This window comes from Aliiglaciecola litoralis, assembly GCF_039523355.1.
In the GTDB taxonomy this organism is placed as follows: domain Bacteria; phylum Pseudomonadota; class Gammaproteobacteria; order Enterobacterales; family Alteromonadaceae; genus Aliiglaciecola; species Aliiglaciecola litoralis.
Genome location: NZ_BAAAFD010000006.1, coordinates 117,062 through 132,641 on the forward strand (window position 1 = coordinate 117,062; position 15,580 = coordinate 132,641).

Sequence of the window (15,580 nt, forward strand, 5' to 3'; positions counted from 1 at the left end):
AGCATGAAGATAAGTTGTTTTAAGGCTTACGATATTCGAGGGCGCTTACTTGAGCAACTCGACGAGAACGTTGCCTACCGAATCGGTCGCGCGTTTGCCCAGTATTTGTCAGCGAAAACCGTGGTTGTCGGTGGGGATGTGAGACACACCTCCCAGCCGTTAAAATTAGCACTGTGTGCAGGCCTAATTGACGGCGGCGCTACTGTGACTGATTTAGGTATGACCGGTACCGAAGAGATTTATTTCGCGACTAAACATTTAGGTGTAGACGGTGGGATAGAGGTTACTGCCAGCCACAACCCAATTGATTACAACGGCATGAAACTGGTGAAAGCCGACTCCAAACCCATCAGTGGCGATACAGGGTTGTTTGCAATTAAAGAAATTGCTGAACAATATGACCAACAAGACGTAGATAATCGCTTACAACATTACTCACATGAGCGAGCAACTGACGAGGCGTTTTTGCAAGGCCGCGGCAGTGTTGTCATCGAAAAGCTAAAGAGTTCTCAACAGTATCAACAGCAAAGTTGCATGCCAGACTACGTAGCACACATGTTAACTTACATTGATGTTGGAAAATTAAAACCGCTTAAGTTGGTAGTCAATGCGGGCAATGGTGCAGCAGGAAAAGCGTTAGACGCGATTGAAAATAAACTTAATGCACTAGGTGCGCCAATTGAATTTATCAAAGTGCATCATCAACCCGATGGTGATTTCCCCAACGGGATCCCTAATCCATTATTACCAGAGAGTCGCGCTGATACGGCAAAAGTCGTGATTGATAATAACGCCGATATGGGGATTGCATGGGACGGTGATTTTGATCGCTGTTTTTTGTTTGATGAGCAGGGTGATTTTGTTGAGGGTTATTACATTGTTGGCCTCTTAGCCAAAGCGTTCTTGGACAAAGACAGTCATAACAAAATAATTTATGACCCCAGAGTGTATTGGAACACCGAAGATATTGTTAAACAGGCTGGCGGTACTCCGATAAAAAGTAAAACGGGACATGCTTTTATCAAGGAGCGAATGCGCTCTGATGACGCGGTCTACGGTGGCGAGATGAGTGCACATCACTATTTCAGAGACTTTGCTTACTGTGATTCCGGTATGATCCCTTGGTTGTTAGTGGCAGAGTTATTATGCACATCAGGACAACCACTGTCTGAATTGGTGAAAGCACGCATTGCTGCTTTTCCATCCTCTGGTGAGATAAACAGTCTGTTAAAGGATGCCGATGCGGCATTGCAGCGAGTGATTGATACATACAAGTCCGACGCGATTGTTATAGATGACACTGATGGTGTGGGATTTGAGTTTGAAAATTGGCGATTTAATTTGCGCAAATCGAATACCGAACCGGTAATACGATTAAATGTTGAATCACGTGCAGACATTGCCTTGATGCAACAAAAAACCGCTGAACTATTGGCCATTATTCGCGCTTAATATCCGCTATTTTATGCATTGTCTTTGAGGCAGCGGATCATGAGCATTTCATGATTGCGCTGCCAGCTCATAACATAAAAGCAACTTAGCGATTTTGCAATACCAACCAAATCATCATTAAATGGCCACCAATAGTGACCGCAGTCAGTCGTACCCGCAATGAAATATACCAGCTAGGACTGTCCAACGTGCGCAGCTCAAATACCAGTATCAATAAAAATGCAATGCTCAGCACAATTAATGCTGCAAAAGGCGGCACGATAATTAAGCACAGCCAACCTATCAGACTGGGCAGCATCGACCAATAAAGCTGTTTGACCGGTTTGTTCTGGCTGATCCCTTCATGCCATAAAATGCCACCAAGAAAAGAAAGAATAATGGCGGAGTATTGCGTGAAGTAAGAAATCCCTTCGAAGTAAGAAACGTTTCCCCACAGTATATAAAACGGTAAAGCAATAAAGGGTATTAACCCTGCGTATCCTAGTATTCGGCTATGGTAATTAAGCATTGAATTGTCCTAAAGCGAAATAAAAATAGCGCCAATAGGCGCTATTTTTTAGACTAGAAAAAGTCTATTTTTTGATTGGGTTATATTTGCGTTGTACCTCACCGGTATACAACTGTCGAGGACGACCAATCTTCTGTCCTTTCTGACTAAGCATTTCATGCCAGTGAGAAATCCAACCAACGGTTCTTGCTAGTGCGAAGATACAGGTAAACATATTCGTCGGAATACCGATTGCTTTAAGAATAATGCCTGAATAAAAATCAACATTCGGGAATAGTTTTTTCTCAGCGAAGTAGGGGTCGCTAAGCGCAATCTTCTCTAACTCCATCGCTACGTTTAACAATGGATCATCGATGTTTAACTCTTCAAGTACTTCATGACAACTCTCACGCATTACCGTAGCGCGCGGGTCAAAGTTTTTATAAACACGGTGACCAAAGCCCATCAATCTGAATGAGTCATTCTTATCTTTAGCACGAGCGATAAATTCTGGAATTCGATCCACTGAGCCAATTTCTTGGAGCATATTTAAGCATGCTTCATTAGCGCCACCGTGAGCAGGTCCCCACAGAGAGGCCACACCAGCAGCAATACATGCGTATGGGTTAGCACCGGAAGAGCCAGCTAATCTGACCGTTGATGTCGATGCGTTTTGCTCATGATCGGCATGCAAAGTGAATATGCGATCCATAGCTCTGGCTACAGCTGGACTGATGACATAGTCTTCTGCCGGAACAGAAAACATCATGTTAAGGAAGTTTTCAGCATAAGAAAGGCTATTTTTGGGGTACACAAACGGTTGACCAATACTGTACTTGTAGCACATGGCGACAAGCGTAGGCATTTTTGCAACCAGTCGATACGCACTTCTAAGACGCTGTTCTGGATCAACTATGTCTAGATCATCATGGTAAAAACTGGCAAGCGCACCGACTGTGCCACAAAGCATCGCCATTGGGTGAGCGTCGCGTCTGAAACCGCGGAAGAAATTAGTCACTTGGTCATGCACCAATGTATGGTGGGTTATGGTGTTTTTAAAGTCTGCATATTCTTCAGAAGTCGGTGTCTTGTCATGCAACAGCATGTAGCACACTTCAATGTAATCTGCATCGCGGGCTAGCTCTTCAATTGAATAGCCACGGTGCAACAGTATTCCTTTCGCTCCATCGATAAAGGTAATTGACGACTCGCATGAACCAGTAGCCATAAAACCAGGATCAAAAGTGAAATACCCACTGGCGCCTAAAGCGCGAACATCTATTACATCATGTCCAGCAGTTCCCGATAGGATCGGAAGCTCTATTTCTTTATCACCTACTTTTAAAATGGCTTTCTGCTCTGCCATAAGATGTTCTCCTCAGACTAAATCTTTAGTCGTTAAGTAAAAATAAATTAACGACGACGAAAAAAAGTGTCGCTATTTGTACTGATAAAGTCCATTCAAGTCAATTTTAATGCATGAATGCTTAATATATATTCTGATTATGGACGTTCAGTATACGTTAAAAATGAAAACAACGATTTATCCTTTGTTAATAAAGAACAAAAATTGTAATTAATCAAAACGCTGGATATACTTTGACGCGTGAAATGAATAAAAATTGCTTAGTTGTTAAAGGTTTAATAGATGCTTTACAGGCCATTAACAATTGAACCAAAATCGCTTGACTGCGTATTCATTATAAAAAGGTTAAAGTGAACAACTTTAAAACACCAAAAGTATAATCCCTACGATAATACAGGCTCATAAAGTGAAAAAACAAAGACCAGTAAACCTGCAACTCAATACTATAAGTTTTCCACCTTCAGCTATCGTCTCTATTTTACACCGTGTTACGGGTGTGGCGATGTTCTTTGCTCTGATGTTTGTGATCTGGGCATGGGCTGTTTCAGTTAATTCTTTGGAGGGCTTCAATCATGTGCAAGAAGTCATGGCTGGACCCTTTGGCAAGTTTGTCGCCATAGGCACAATTTCAGCGCTGACTTATCACATACTTGGCGGACTTCGTCATGTAGTGATGGACTTCGGACATTGGGAAGAAATTAACTCTGGGAACAATAGCGCAGTAGCGACCATCGTTTTGTGGTTAGTACTAACAGTGGTAGTGGGGATCGTATTATGGTAACAAACCAAGCTAGTTTAAAACGTGATGGGGTACAAGACTATGTCACCCTTCGCGCAACAGCGTTAATCATCACGCTATTTTCTGCTTACATGACATATTTTTTTATTGTTACGCCTGAAGTGACATTTGCTGTTTGGAGAGACTTATTCTCTGGTATGTTCATGAAAGTTTTCACGCTCGCGACCCTGGTTGCCATCATGTTTCATGTACGCATCGGTCTCTGGCAAGTTTTGACAGATTATGTCAAAGCAGCAGCATTACGCGCAACGTTGCAATATATTCTTAATATAATTGCTTTCGTATACGTTGCAGTTGGTTTATTTGTTTTGTGGGGTGTTTAAGTGAGTATTCCAGTTCATGAGTTCGACGCAGTTGTTGTAGGTGCAGGTGGTGCAGGTATGCGCGCCGCGTTGCAAATTTCCGAGTCCGGAAAATCCTGCGCACTACTGTCTAAAGTGTTTCCAACCCGCTCACATACTGTTTCCGCTCAAGGTGGAATTACAGTGGCCCTGGGTAATGCCCATGAAGATAATTGGGAATGGCATATGTATGACACGGTCAAAGGCTCCGATTATATCGGTGACCAAGACGCGATTGAATATATGTGTAAAACAGGTCCTGAAGCCATTATCGAAATGGAGAACATGGGGTTACCTTTTTCACGCTTTGAAAATGGCAAAATCTATCAACGCCCATTTGGTGGTCAATCGCAAAACTTTGGTGGCGAGCAAGGTGCCAGAACAGCCGCTGCCGCTGACCGTACAGGTCACGCATTGCTGCATTTGCTTTATCAACAAAATGTAAAAAATAAAACCAAAGTGTTTAGCGAGTGGTATGCACTTGATTTGGTCAAAAATGCCGATGGTGATGTTGTAGGTTGCACCGCAATTGACATTGAGTCGGGTGAGGTCGTTTATTTCAAATCTAAAGCCGTGGTGTTAGCCACCGGTGGTGCTGGGCGTATTTACGCATCAACCACAAATGCTCACATCAACACTGGTGATGGCGTAGGCATGGCGTTGCGCGCAGGTGTGCCTGTGCAAGACATGGAAATGTGGCAGTTCCACCCAACTGGTATTGCAGGAGCCGGAACCTTGGTAACTGAAGGTTGTCGTGGTGAAGGCGGTTACCTGTTAAATAAAGACGGTGAACGTTTCATGGAACGTTACGCGCCTAATGCTAAAGACTTAGCTGGTCGTGATGTTGTAGCACGCTCGATGATGACTGAGATCAGAGAAGGTCGAGGATGTGAAGGTCCGTGGGGCACCCATATTAAACTGAAACTCGATCACTTAGGTAAAGAAGTGCTTGAGTCTCGCTTGCCCGGTATCCTTGAGTTATCCAGAACCTTTGCACACGTTGATCCGGTTAAAGAACCTATTCCTGTTATTCCAACTTGCCACTATATGATGGGTGGGATACCAACCAATGTTGATGGACAGGCAATAGGAATTGATAAAGACGGTAAAGAAAAACCCATCGGTGGATTATTTGCCTGTGGTGAGATCGCTTGCGTGTCGGTTCACGGCGCAAACCGCTTAGGCGGTAACTCACTGTTAGATTTAGTTGTATTTGGTCGCGCTACTGGTTTGCACCTTGGTAAAGCCATTGATCAAATCGAATCCAAAGATGCAACCCAAACTGAAATTGATCAAGCCTTAGTGCGCTTCAACCGTTGGGAAAGCTCTGAAGTAGGTAAAGGCGAAGACCCAGTACAAATCAAGAAAGATTTGCAAAAATGCATGCAGTTAAACTTCTCTGTATTTAGAGAAGGGGACGCGATGGCAGAGGGCTTGGCCGAGCTTAAAGAAATACGTCAACGTCTACAAAATGCCCGTTTAGACGATAAGAGTAGTGATTTTAATACTCAGCGAATTGAGTGTTTAGAATTAGATAACTTGATGGAAACGGCATATAGCACTGCAGTTGCTGCGAACTTCAGAACCGAAAGTCGTGGTGCGCACAGTCGCTTCGATTTCCCTGATCGCGATGATAGCAACTGGTTATGTCACTCAGTTTATTTGCCTGATTCAGAGTCTATGATTAAGCGTGATGTAAACATGACGCCTAAATTGCGTGAAGCTTTCGCACCGAAAGCCAGAACCTACTAATTGGAGTAACGACGATGCAACTTACTTTTTCTATTTATCGTTACAACCCAGACGTTGATAACGCGCCGAGAATGCAAGAATACAAGTTAGAAGTGGAAGAGGGCCAAGACATGATGGTGCTTGATGCACTTATCGCGTTAAAGGAAACCGATCCTACGCTATCATTCCGTCGTTCTTGCCGAGAGGGTGTGTGTGGTTCTGATGGCGTGAACATGAACGGTAAAAATGGCCTAGCGTGTATCACCCCTTTGTCTGCACTTGGCAAGGGTAAAATCACAGTTCGTCCATTACCAGGATTACCGGTAGTACGTGATTTGGTGGTTGATATGAGTCAGTTTTATACTCAATACGAGAAGATAAAGCCGTTCCTAATCAATGACGACAATCATCCGCCGGCAAGAGAATTTCTGCAATCACCGGAAGAACGCGCTAAGCTTGACGGACTTTATGAATGTATCTTGTGTGCATGTTGTTCAACATCATGCCCTTCATTCTGGTGGAACCCAGACAAATTTATTGGTCCTGCGGGATTGTTGCACGCCTATCGCTTTTTGATCGATAGTCGCGACACAGCAACCGATGAGCGCTTGAACGATCTGGATGATGCGTTTAGTGTGTTCAGATGCCACGGTATAATGAACTGTGTTAGTGTTTGTCCGAAAGGACTAAACCCGACCAAAGCAATCGGTCAGATTAAGTCTATGCTATTGCAGCGGGCTGTTTAGTAAAGTCATCTTGAATAAGCAATATTTAATTTGATTTCGAGTCTAAATAGCCATCCTAACAAGGGTGGCTTTTTTGCTTAAAAAAATGCACCAAAAGGGTTAAATTATACAGCCCTAATATTTATGGATATTGGTCAATGGCAGATATCCAGTTGTGAGCCTTACTTTTACAAGGGACAATAATGCAACAAAGCGTGATGAAAGCATGGTGGGACTCATCCCACATGGCTGGCGGCAACGCTGCTTATATAGAAGAACTCTATGAAGCCTATTTGGAAGACGCAAATAGCGTTTCGCAGCAATGGCGTAGCATTTTCGATAATTTACCTAAAGTCGAGGGTGTTGAACTAGACACCAATCACTCTGTAATCCGAGAACAATTCAAAGCAATGGCCGCACTTGGGCCTGCTGCCCGGGCTGGCGCTAGTCAGTCTGCGCCTGCTGCTGTAGGTGATGATAAGCAAGTTAAAGTGCTGCAACTTATTAATGCTTATCGTTTTCGAGGTCATCAACACGCTAATCTTGATCCGCTCGATTTGTGGAAGCAAGAACGTGTGAGAGATCTTGAACTGTCTCATCACTCTTTGGCAGAAAAAGATTTCGATACCCGCTTTAATGTTGGTTCGTATGCGATTGGCGAAGAATCAATGACGCTGAAAGACTTATTTGCGTCATTAAATCGTACCTATTGTGGTTCGATTGGTTCGGAATATATGCATATTACCGATACTGAGCAAAAACGTTGGTTGCAACAACGTATTGAATCGGTAGAAGCCAAACCACAAATTAGTCGTGATGAGAAAGTCAGTATTCTTAAAGGTCTTATTGCTGCCGATGGCATGGAGAAGTATCTAGGGGCCAAGTTTCCCGGCGCCAAACGCTTTTCATTAGAAGGTGGTGATTCATTAGTCCCCATGCTTAAAGGACTGATTAGTCATGCCGGCGCTCAAGGTGCCAAAGAAGTGGTAGTGGGCATGGCTCACCGTGGTCGCTTGAATGTATTGGTAAACGTACTTGGTAAAAACCCGTCGGTTTTATTTGATGAGTTTTCTGGCAAACATGACGAGAGTCTAGGCGCTGGCGACGTGAAATATCACGCCGGTTACTCGTCAGATTTCGCCACGCCAGGTGGTAATCTGCATCTTGCGCTGGCATTTAACCCATCTCACCTAGAGATCGTTAATCCTGTGGTGATGGGGTCTGTTAGAGCGCGATTAGATCGTCGCAATTGTCAGGACGGTTCAGCGGTACTGCCAATTACCATTCACGGTGATTCGGCGATTGCGGGTCAAGGTGTCGTACAAGAAACCTTTAACATGTCGCAGACTCGTGGTTTTCAGGTTGGCGGCACAGTGCGTATCGTTATCAACAACCAAGTTGGTTTTACGACCTCTAAAATAGAAGACACGCGTTCTACCCAATACTGTACTGATATCGCTAAAATGGTACAGGCGCCGATTTTTCATGTGAATTCGGATGATCCTGAAGCGGTATTGTTTGTTACTAAATTAGCGCTAGATTATCGTAATACCTTCAAACGTGATGTGGTGATCGACCTTGTTTGTTATCGCCGACACGGTCATAACGAAGCTGATGAGCCCAATGCTACTCAGCCATTGATGTACCAAAAAATTAAAAAACATCCTGTTCCTCGTTTAATCTACGCACAGCAATTGATTGCCGAAGGCGTCATTGAAGAGCATGAAGTAGAGAAACTGATCAGTGAATATCGCGCCGCTTTAGATCATGGCGCATGTGTGGTTGAAGAGTGGCGACCAATGACTGAACATTCAGTCGATTGGACACCGTATTTAGGTCACGATTGGGATGTCGAATACGACGCTACCATCAGTAAAGAAAGATTGATTGAATTAGGTAAGGCAATAACCAGTTACCCTGAAACACATCAATTGCAATCGCGAGTCAAGAAATTGTATGGCGACCGCGAAGCCATGGTTGCCGGTGAAAAATTACTCGACTGGGGGATGGCTGAAAATCTTGCCTACGCTGATATAGTCTCCCGCGGCACCGGCATTCGCATGACCGGCCAAGATTCGGGACGTGGTACCTTTTTCCATCGTCATGCGGTTATTCATAGTCAAGCCGATGGTCAAGACTATATGCCGCTGCAACACATCGACTCAGAGCAAGGGCGCATGGAGATATATGATTCTGTGCTGTCAGAAGCTGCGGTGGTTGCGTTTGAATTTGGTTATGCAACTGCGGAGCCAGGTACCCTAACCATTTGGGAAGCACAGTTTGGTGACTTCGCCAATGGCGCTCAGGTGGTGATTGATCAGTTCCTTAGTTCTGGCGAAGCTAAATGGGGACGGTTGTGTGGTTTAACCATGCTATTACCTCATGGTTATGAAGGGCAGGGGCCAGAGCATAGTTCTGCCAGACTTGAACGCTTCTTACAGATGTGCGCCGATCACAACTGGCAAGTGGTTGTTCCTTCTACGCCCGCGCAAGTCTTTAATATGCTCAGACGTCAGGCTATTCGTCCGATGCGTCGGCCATTAATCGTGATGTCTCCTAAATCACTGTTGCGTCATCCTTTGGCGGTGTCGAGTTTGGATGAATTAACCGACGGTATCTTCCATAATGTCATCGACGAAGTTGATGAGATTAAACCAGCAGATGTGAAGCGGGTGGTGATGTGTTCAGGAAAAGTCTATTACGACTTACTTGAACAAAGACGCAAAAACGAACAAACAGATGTTGCCATCGTGCGCATTGAACAATTGTACCCCTTCCCGCATGCGGAAATGGCGGAAACAGTTGTCAACAAATACAAGCACGTAAAAGATTGGGTATGGTGTCAAGAAGAGCCACAAAATCAGGGCGCTTGGTATTGTAGTCAGCACCATTTTTGGTCTTCAATCCCAGACGGCGCTAAATTGACTTATGCAGGAAGGGCAGCTTCGGCGTCACCTGCGGTTGGATATAATGCAATTCACAATCAGCAGCAAAAAGCGCTGGTTGACGATGCACTCACTTTATAATTAGGAACCAGTATGACAATAGAAATAAAAGTACCGGTGCTACCAGAATCAGTAGCTGATGCATCGATCGCCACTTGGCACGTTAAAGTAGGTGACAAAGTAGAACGAGATCAAAATCTCGTCGACATTGAAACCGACAAAGTCGTGCTCGAAGTCGTGTCTCCTGAAGAGGGAGTAATTACCGAAATATCCGATGCTGAAGGCGATACGGTTTTAGGCGAGCAAGTGATTGCAAAACTAGAAAAAGGCTCAGGCGCGTCGGCTGGAAAAAGTCAGGCGGCTCCAACTGCAAGTCAAACAACCAATTCAAGTTCAAAGGGTAAATCAGTGGAAATAAAAGTTCCTGTGCTGCCAGAGTCGGTAGCAGACGCAACAATTGCAACTTGGCATGTTCAGCCAGGTGAAGCCGTGTCTCGAGATCAAAACCTTGTTGATATCGAAACGGATAAAGTGGTGCTTGAAGTTGTTGCACCAGCAGACGGTTCTTTGAGCGAAATATTGGCTCAAGAGGGCGACACTGTTACCGCTGAACAAATCATTGCCAACTTCACCGAAGGCGCTGCAGGTTCAGCTCCGAGTGAATCAACAAAAGCTGAAGCTGAACCTGAGGCAAGCAACGATGATAACGATGCATTGAGTCCTTCAGTACGACGTTTGTTGGCTGAAAAAGGTGTCGATGCAGCAAATGTCAAAGGCTCCGGTAAAGGCGGTCGCATCACCAAAGAAGATGTGGAAAAACATCTTAAGAGCGGTGGCAGTGCGCCAGCGTCAAGTGCGCCTAAAGCAACGCAAGCGCCAGTTGTCCCTGCTGGTGAAAGAACTGAAAAACGTGTACCAATGACACGTCTGCGTAAAACCATTGCGAATCGACTGTTGGAAGCTAAAAATTCAACTGCAATGTTGACGACATTCAATGAAATAAACATGAAACCAATCATGGATTTGCGCAAGCAATACCAAGAAAGTTTTGAGAAGCGCCATGGCATTCGTTTGGGCTTTATGTCTTTCTACGTTAAAGCGGTTACTGAAGCATTAAAACGCTTCCCTGAAGTGAATGCGTCGATTGATGGTGACGACATCGTTTATCATAATTATTTTGATATTTCGATTGCTGTATCTACACCTCGTGGATTAGTTACGCCTGTTTTACGTGATTGTGATGCATTAGGCATGGCTGGCATTGAAAGTGGCATCAAATCCTTAGCGCTTAAAGGTCGCGACGGTAAATTGTCAATGGAAGAGATGCAAGGTGGCAACTTCACGATCACCAACGGTGGTGTGTTTGGCTCTTTGATGTCTACGCCTATTATCAATCCACCGCAAAGTGCGATATTGGGTATGCATAAGATCCAAGACCGCCCAATGGCAGTGAATGGTAAAGTGGAAATTTTACCGATGATGTATTTAGCAATGTCTTATGATCACCGTATCATTGATGGCAAGGAGTCTGTCGGATTCCTTGTGACAGTCAAAGAAATGCTTGAAGATCCGACTCGTTTACTTCTAGACGTGTAACATACTGATTTATCAGTTGGGTTTTCACAAAATAGATAGATGATAACGTCGTTATCATCTATCGGATCGCTCGTATTTATCCTATAATACGGGCACCTTAAATCAAGCTGCGTATCACGCGGCTTTTATCTTAATTAAAACGGATAGAAACACCATGAATTTGCATGAATATCAAGGTAAGCAGTTATTCAAAGAGTACGGCTTACCGGTTTCTGAGGGTTTTGCTGCAGATACTCCTCACGCAGCAGTTGAAGCTGCAGATCGAATTGGCGGCAGCGAATGGGTTGTTAAATGCCAAGTACACGCAGGCGGACGCGGTAAAGCCGGCGGTGTGAAATTGGTTAAAACCAAAGACGAAATTAAACAATTTGCACAAAAGTGGTTAGGTAAAAACTTGGTGACCTATCAAACAGATGAGAATGGTCAGCCTGTTAGCCGCATTTTGGTAGAATCTTGTACTGACATCGATCAGGAATTGTACTTAGGTGCAGTCGTTGATCGCGCTTCTCGTCGAATTGTATTCATGGCATCCACTGAAGGTGGTGTCGAGATTGAGAAAGTAGCTGAAGAAACGCCAGAAAAAATCCTGAAAGCTGAAGTGGATCCTTTGGTTGGTGCACAGCCTTACCAAGCGCGTGAAATTGCCTTTAAATTAGGTTTGAAAGGCGTTCAAATTAGACAGTTTTCCACCATTTTCATGGGTTTGGCGAAAATGTTTGAAGAGTTAGACGTTGCTCTAATTGAAGTTAACCCTTTGGTTATTAAAGCAGACGGCAACCTTCACTGTCTAGATGCTAAAGTTGCAATCGACAGCAACGCTATGTATCGCCAGCCTAAATTGCAAGACATGCATGATCCGTCTCAAGAAGATGCTCGTGAAGCTCAAGCGGCCAAGTGGGAACTTAACTATGTAGCATTAGATGGCAACATCGGCTGTATGGTTAACGGTGCTGGTTTAGCAATGGGTACGATGGACATTGTTAAATTACACGGTGGTAACCCAGCTAACTTCCTTGATGTTGGTGGTGGTGCAACTAAAGAGCGTGTTACAGAAGCATTCAAAATCATTCTTTCAGACGCTAACGTACAAGCTGTTTTCGTCAATATTTTCGGCGGCATTGTGCGTTGCGATATGATTGCCGAAGGTATCATTGGCGCGGTAGAAGAAGTGGGTGTAAATGTACCTGTTGTTGTGCGCCTTGAAGGTAACAACGCAGAGCTAGGTATTAAGACTCTTGAAGAGTGTGATTTAAATATTATTGCCGCAACTAGCCTAACTGACGGTGCTCAGAAAGTGGTTGCCGCCGCTGGAGGTGCAGCATGAGTGTACTAATTGACAAAAATACTAAGGTAATTTGCCAAGGTTTCACTGGTGGTCAGGGTACTTTCCACTCAGAACAAGCGATCGAATACGGTACGCAAATGGTTGGTGGTGTAACACCTGGAAAAGGTGGCACAACTCACCTTGGTTTGCCGGTATTTAACACGGTTCGTGAAGCGGTTGAAGGAACGGGCGCTACGGCTTCTGTTATTTATGTCCCAGCACCTTTCTGTAAAGATTCAATCATTGAAGCTGCCGATGCAGGCATCGAGTTGATCGTCTGTATTACCGAAGGTATTCCTACTATTGATATGCTTTACGTAAAAGAGTATATCGATCAAAAAGGTGTGCGCATGATTGGTCCCAACTGCCCTGGCGTGATCACGCCAGATGAGTGCAAAATTGGTATCATGCCTGGTCACATTCACAAAGCAGGTAAAGTAGGTATCGTATCTCGCTCTGGTACGCTAACGTATGAAGCAGTTAAGCAAACCACAGACGAAGGCTTCGGTCAGTCTACGTGTGTTGGTATCGGTGGTGATCCTATCCCAGGTTCAAACTTTATCGATATCTTGGCGCTGTTTGAGAAAGATCCAGCAACTGAAGCGATTGTGATGATCGGTGAAATTGGTGGAACAGCAGAAGAAGAAGCGGCGGAATTTATCAAGCATAACGTAACTAAACCTGTTGTGTCTTATATTGCTGGTGTTACTGCACCAGAAGGTAAGCGCATGGGACATGCCGGTGCAATTATCGCTGGCGGTAAAGGTACAGCTGACGACAAATTCAAAGCGCTAGAAGCGGCCGGTGTTAAAACCGTGCGTTCTTTGGCTGAAATTGGCAAAGGCTTACGTGAAATTACCGGCTGGTAATTGCACGACATTATGCAAAAACCCGCTTTATAGCGGGTTTTTTTATGTCTGCAGTTTAGGCTTTGGGTTAGCTGTATCCTCTTATTAGCCATAACAAAAGCAAGACTTTCCAGTAACAAATCATGAAGATAAAGCTAAGTAACCTGGACTCTGAATAAGAAGTGTCCCTCAATAACACCTTTTGTACGCTTATCTGCGTTGAGTCTTCTAGCAATAGGCTAGCTATTGCGTACCAAGACTCGCTTTTACTTATCCTCACTAACACTTTGAATTCATTATAAAATAGTTAATTGCCCGATACATCTTACCCTTCAGTTCAGGTTAAAGATTTGATTTGTGATGATAAACGGGTAGATTAACGCAATTGCAAAAGGGAGTAGTCAGCAAGGTGAGTCGTGGAACAATCTAAACATATCGTTATTCTCGGTGGTGGTACCGCAGGCTGGATGGCAGCGAATTTGTTTGCCAATCAGTGGGGCGCAAAGAATGTCAAAGTTACCTTGGTTGAATCACCTGACATCGGTATTGTAGGGGTAGGTGAGGGCTCAACACCCACCTTAAAGCGTTTTTTTGAAATGCTTAATATCGCTGAATCACAATGGATGCCGCGCTGTAACGCGACCTACAAAGTGAACATTCGTTTTGCCGATTGGAGCCCTGAATCAGGTATTGATAACTATAGTCACCCCTTCATTTGCCAAACTGACACCTTCACCCAAAAAGCACTTTTTGTTAATTCGCGTACCCGGCGCCTTGGCTTAGATACGCATGTTAAGCCTGATGATTTTCTATTAAACGGTATCTTGGCCCAACAAGGTAAAGGACCTGTGGCACCTGATAATTTTCCATTTGACATGGAGTATGGTTACCATTTTGACTCTCATTTATTGGGCGGTTTTTTAGCCGAACATGCTAAAACGCAAGGCGTTGAGCATATTCAGGCAAAAATTGCGCAAGTGACAAGACATCTAAATGGCGATATAGCCGCGCTGATAACGGATAAGGGAGAGCCAATAGAGGCCGACTTTTTCGTCGATTGCAGTGGTTTTGCTTCGGTACTGATGCAAAAAACCTTGGGTGTTAAGTTTACTCGTTTTAAAAACAACTTATTTAATGACCGGGCTGTGGTCATGCCCACACCTATGGATGAGCAAACCATCCCTGTCGAAACTCTTGCTACTGCCTTAAGTAATGGTTGGGCGTGGAAGATCCCGCTGACCAATCGATTTGGCAATGGCTATGTCTATAGCTCTGATTTTATTAGTGATGATCAAGCTGAGCGTGAGTTAAGAACACATCTTGGTACACTGGAAGATGCGCAACAGTGTCGTCATCTTAGCATGCGAGTGGGTCAGTTAGACCAACACTGGTCGCACAACTGCCTAGGTTTGGGCTTATCACAAGGGTTTATTGAACCCCTTGAGGCGACAGCGCTGCACCTTGTCCAGGTGGGGATTGAAATTTTTATGACTGAATTTGAGAAAGGCGAGTTTAGCGATAAATACCAATCCCAGTTTAATAAAACGATAAGCGAACGATTTGAACGGGTGCGAGACTATATAGTGGCACATTACAAACTCAATACCCGTAAAGACACTGATTACTGGCATGCTAATCGAGACAATCAACATCTGTCAGATTCGTTAATCCAACTCCTCAATGTTTGGTATAAGCGTGAAGATTTAGACGCTGAGATAAACCGTCAACAGCTCAACAGCCACTTCGGCACCATTTCTTGGCATTGTTTATTGGCTGGATACGGTGCCTTCCCTCCGCTTGCTGCCCAGCAACCGGGCAAAGGAGATTTGTATAAAGAGCAAAATATTGCGCAATTTAATCAACGCTGTGCGTTGAATTTTGCCAGTCATCAAGCCAATCTAGATGCATTGAAAAGCACTAATTCAGTTAAATCGTAACACCTTGTTAAGCGTGAATACGTATGCAT

At 44.3% G+C, this 15,580-nt stretch carries 12 protein-coding genes; 10 read left to right on the top strand and 2 right to left on the bottom strand.

Annotation, left to right across the window (positions count from 1 at the left end; all coding sequences use genetic code 11):
* The first annotated feature begins 3 nt into the window (after nt 1-3).
* Entirely contained in the window at nt 4-1,452 is a 1,449-nt protein-coding gene (locus ABD036_RS11670; protein WP_343860093.1) for a phosphohexomutase domain-containing protein, read from the top strand.
* Nucleotides 1,453-1,537: 85 nt separating this feature from the next.
* Here ABD036_RS11670 and ABD036_RS11675 read toward each other — a convergent pair whose 3' ends face one another.
* On the bottom strand, nt 1,538-1,960 hold the full coding sequence (locus ABD036_RS11675; protein ID WP_343860095.1) for a DUF3429 domain-containing protein: 423 nt from the start codon (nt 1,958-1,960) through the stop codon (nt 1,538-1,540).
* 64 nt (nt 1,961-2,024) lie between these two features.
* Complete coding sequence (gene gltA, locus ABD036_RS11680; RefSeq protein WP_343860097.1) at nt 2,025-3,305, bottom strand: citrate synthase; 1,281 nt, start codon at nt 3,303-3,305, stop codon at nt 2,025-2,027.
* A 406-nt stretch (nt 3,306-3,711) separates the two neighbouring features.
* On the opposite strand from gltA, the gene sdhC reads away from it, so the two are divergent.
* The 9 genes from sdhC (at nt 3,712) to ABD036_RS11725 (ending at nt 15,551) form a co-directional block, all read left to right on the top strand.
* A complete protein-coding gene (sdhC, locus tag ABD036_RS11685; RefSeq protein WP_343860099.1) occupies nt 3,712-4,086 on the top strand; it encodes a succinate dehydrogenase, cytochrome b556 subunit in 375 nt (124 codons plus the stop codon).
* The gene (sdhD, locus tag ABD036_RS11690; RefSeq protein ID WP_343860101.1) at nt 4,080-4,427 is read left to right on the top strand and encodes a succinate dehydrogenase, hydrophobic membrane anchor protein; all 348 of its coding nucleotides are present in this window, start codon (nt 4,080-4,082) and stop codon (nt 4,425-4,427) included. The genes sdhC and sdhD overlap by 7 nt, the downstream gene beginning before the upstream one ends.
* Nucleotides 4,428-6,197: a succinate dehydrogenase flavoprotein subunit gene (sdhA, locus tag ABD036_RS11695; protein ID WP_343860103.1), complete on the top strand. Its 1,770-nt coding sequence runs from the start codon at nt 4,428-4,430 to the stop codon at nt 6,195-6,197. It abuts the gene before it with no gap.
* Nucleotides 6,198-6,211: 14 nt separating this feature from the next.
* Nucleotides 6,212-6,922, top strand: a complete 711-nt coding sequence (locus ABD036_RS11700; protein WP_343860105.1) for a succinate dehydrogenase iron-sulfur subunit — start codon at nt 6,212-6,214, stop codon at nt 6,920-6,922.
* A gap of 182 nt (nt 6,923-7,104) precedes the next feature.
* Nucleotides 7,105-9,927 carry a 2-oxoglutarate dehydrogenase E1 component gene (gene sucA, locus ABD036_RS11705; protein WP_343860107.1) on the top strand — a complete coding sequence of 941 codons (2,823 nt, stop codon included), beginning with the start codon at nt 7,105-7,107 and terminating at the stop codon, nt 9,925-9,927.
* Between the two features lie 12 nt (nt 9,928-9,939).
* Nucleotides 9,940-11,442: a 2-oxoglutarate dehydrogenase complex dihydrolipoyllysine-residue succinyltransferase gene (gene odhB / locus ABD036_RS11710; protein ID WP_343860109.1), complete on the top strand. Its 1,503-nt coding sequence runs from the start codon at nt 9,940-9,942 to the stop codon at nt 11,440-11,442.
* Between the two features lie 154 nt (nt 11,443-11,596).
* Nucleotides 11,597-12,766 carry an ADP-forming succinate--CoA ligase subunit beta gene (gene sucC, locus ABD036_RS11715; protein WP_343860111.1) on the top strand — a complete coding sequence of 390 codons (1,170 nt, stop codon included), beginning with the start codon at nt 11,597-11,599 and terminating at the stop codon, nt 12,764-12,766.
* The gene (gene sucD, locus ABD036_RS11720; RefSeq protein WP_343860113.1) at nt 12,763-13,635 is read left to right on the top strand and encodes a succinate--CoA ligase subunit alpha; all 873 of its coding nucleotides are present in this window, start codon (nt 12,763-12,765) and stop codon (nt 13,633-13,635) included. Before sucC ends, sucD begins: the two co-directional genes overlap by 4 nt.
* Nucleotides 13,636-14,030: 395 nt before the next feature.
* On the top strand, nt 14,031-15,551 hold the full coding sequence (locus ABD036_RS11725; RefSeq protein ID WP_343860115.1) for a tryptophan halogenase family protein: 1,521 nt from the start codon (nt 14,031-14,033) through the stop codon (nt 15,549-15,551).
* The last annotated feature ends 29 nt before the right edge of the window (nt 15,552-15,580 follow it).

What these genes read in the sequence shown, in the direction of transcription:
- sucA (WP_343860107.1), top strand. Translation starts at nt 7,105, where the DNA reads ATGCAACAAAGCGTGATGAAAGCATGGTGGGACTCATCCCACATGGCT.
- ABD036_RS11675 (WP_343860095.1), bottom strand. Translation starts at nt 1,960, where the DNA reads ATGCTTAATTACCATAGCCGAATACTAGGATACGCAGGGTTAATACCC.
- ABD036_RS11700 (WP_343860105.1), top strand. Translation starts at nt 6,212, where the DNA reads ATGCAACTTACTTTTTCTATTTATCGTTACAACCCAGACGTTGATAAC.
- odhB (WP_343860109.1), top strand. Translation starts at nt 9,940, where the DNA reads ATGACAATAGAAATAAAAGTACCGGTGCTACCAGAATCAGTAGCTGAT.
- sucC (WP_343860111.1), top strand. Translation starts at nt 11,597, where the DNA reads ATGAATTTGCATGAATATCAAGGTAAGCAGTTATTCAAAGAGTACGGC.
- gltA (WP_343860097.1), bottom strand. Translation starts at nt 3,305, where the DNA reads ATGGCAGAGCAGAAAGCCATTTTAAAAGTAGGTGATAAAGAAATAGAG.
- sucD (WP_343860113.1), top strand. Translation starts at nt 12,763, where the DNA reads ATGAGTGTACTAATTGACAAAAATACTAAGGTAATTTGCCAAGGTTTC.
- ABD036_RS11670 (WP_343860093.1), top strand. Translation starts at nt 4, where the DNA reads ATGAAGATAAGTTGTTTTAAGGCTTACGATATTCGAGGGCGCTTACTT.
- sdhD (WP_343860101.1), top strand. Translation starts at nt 4,080, where the DNA reads ATGGTAACAAACCAAGCTAGTTTAAAACGTGATGGGGTACAAGACTAT.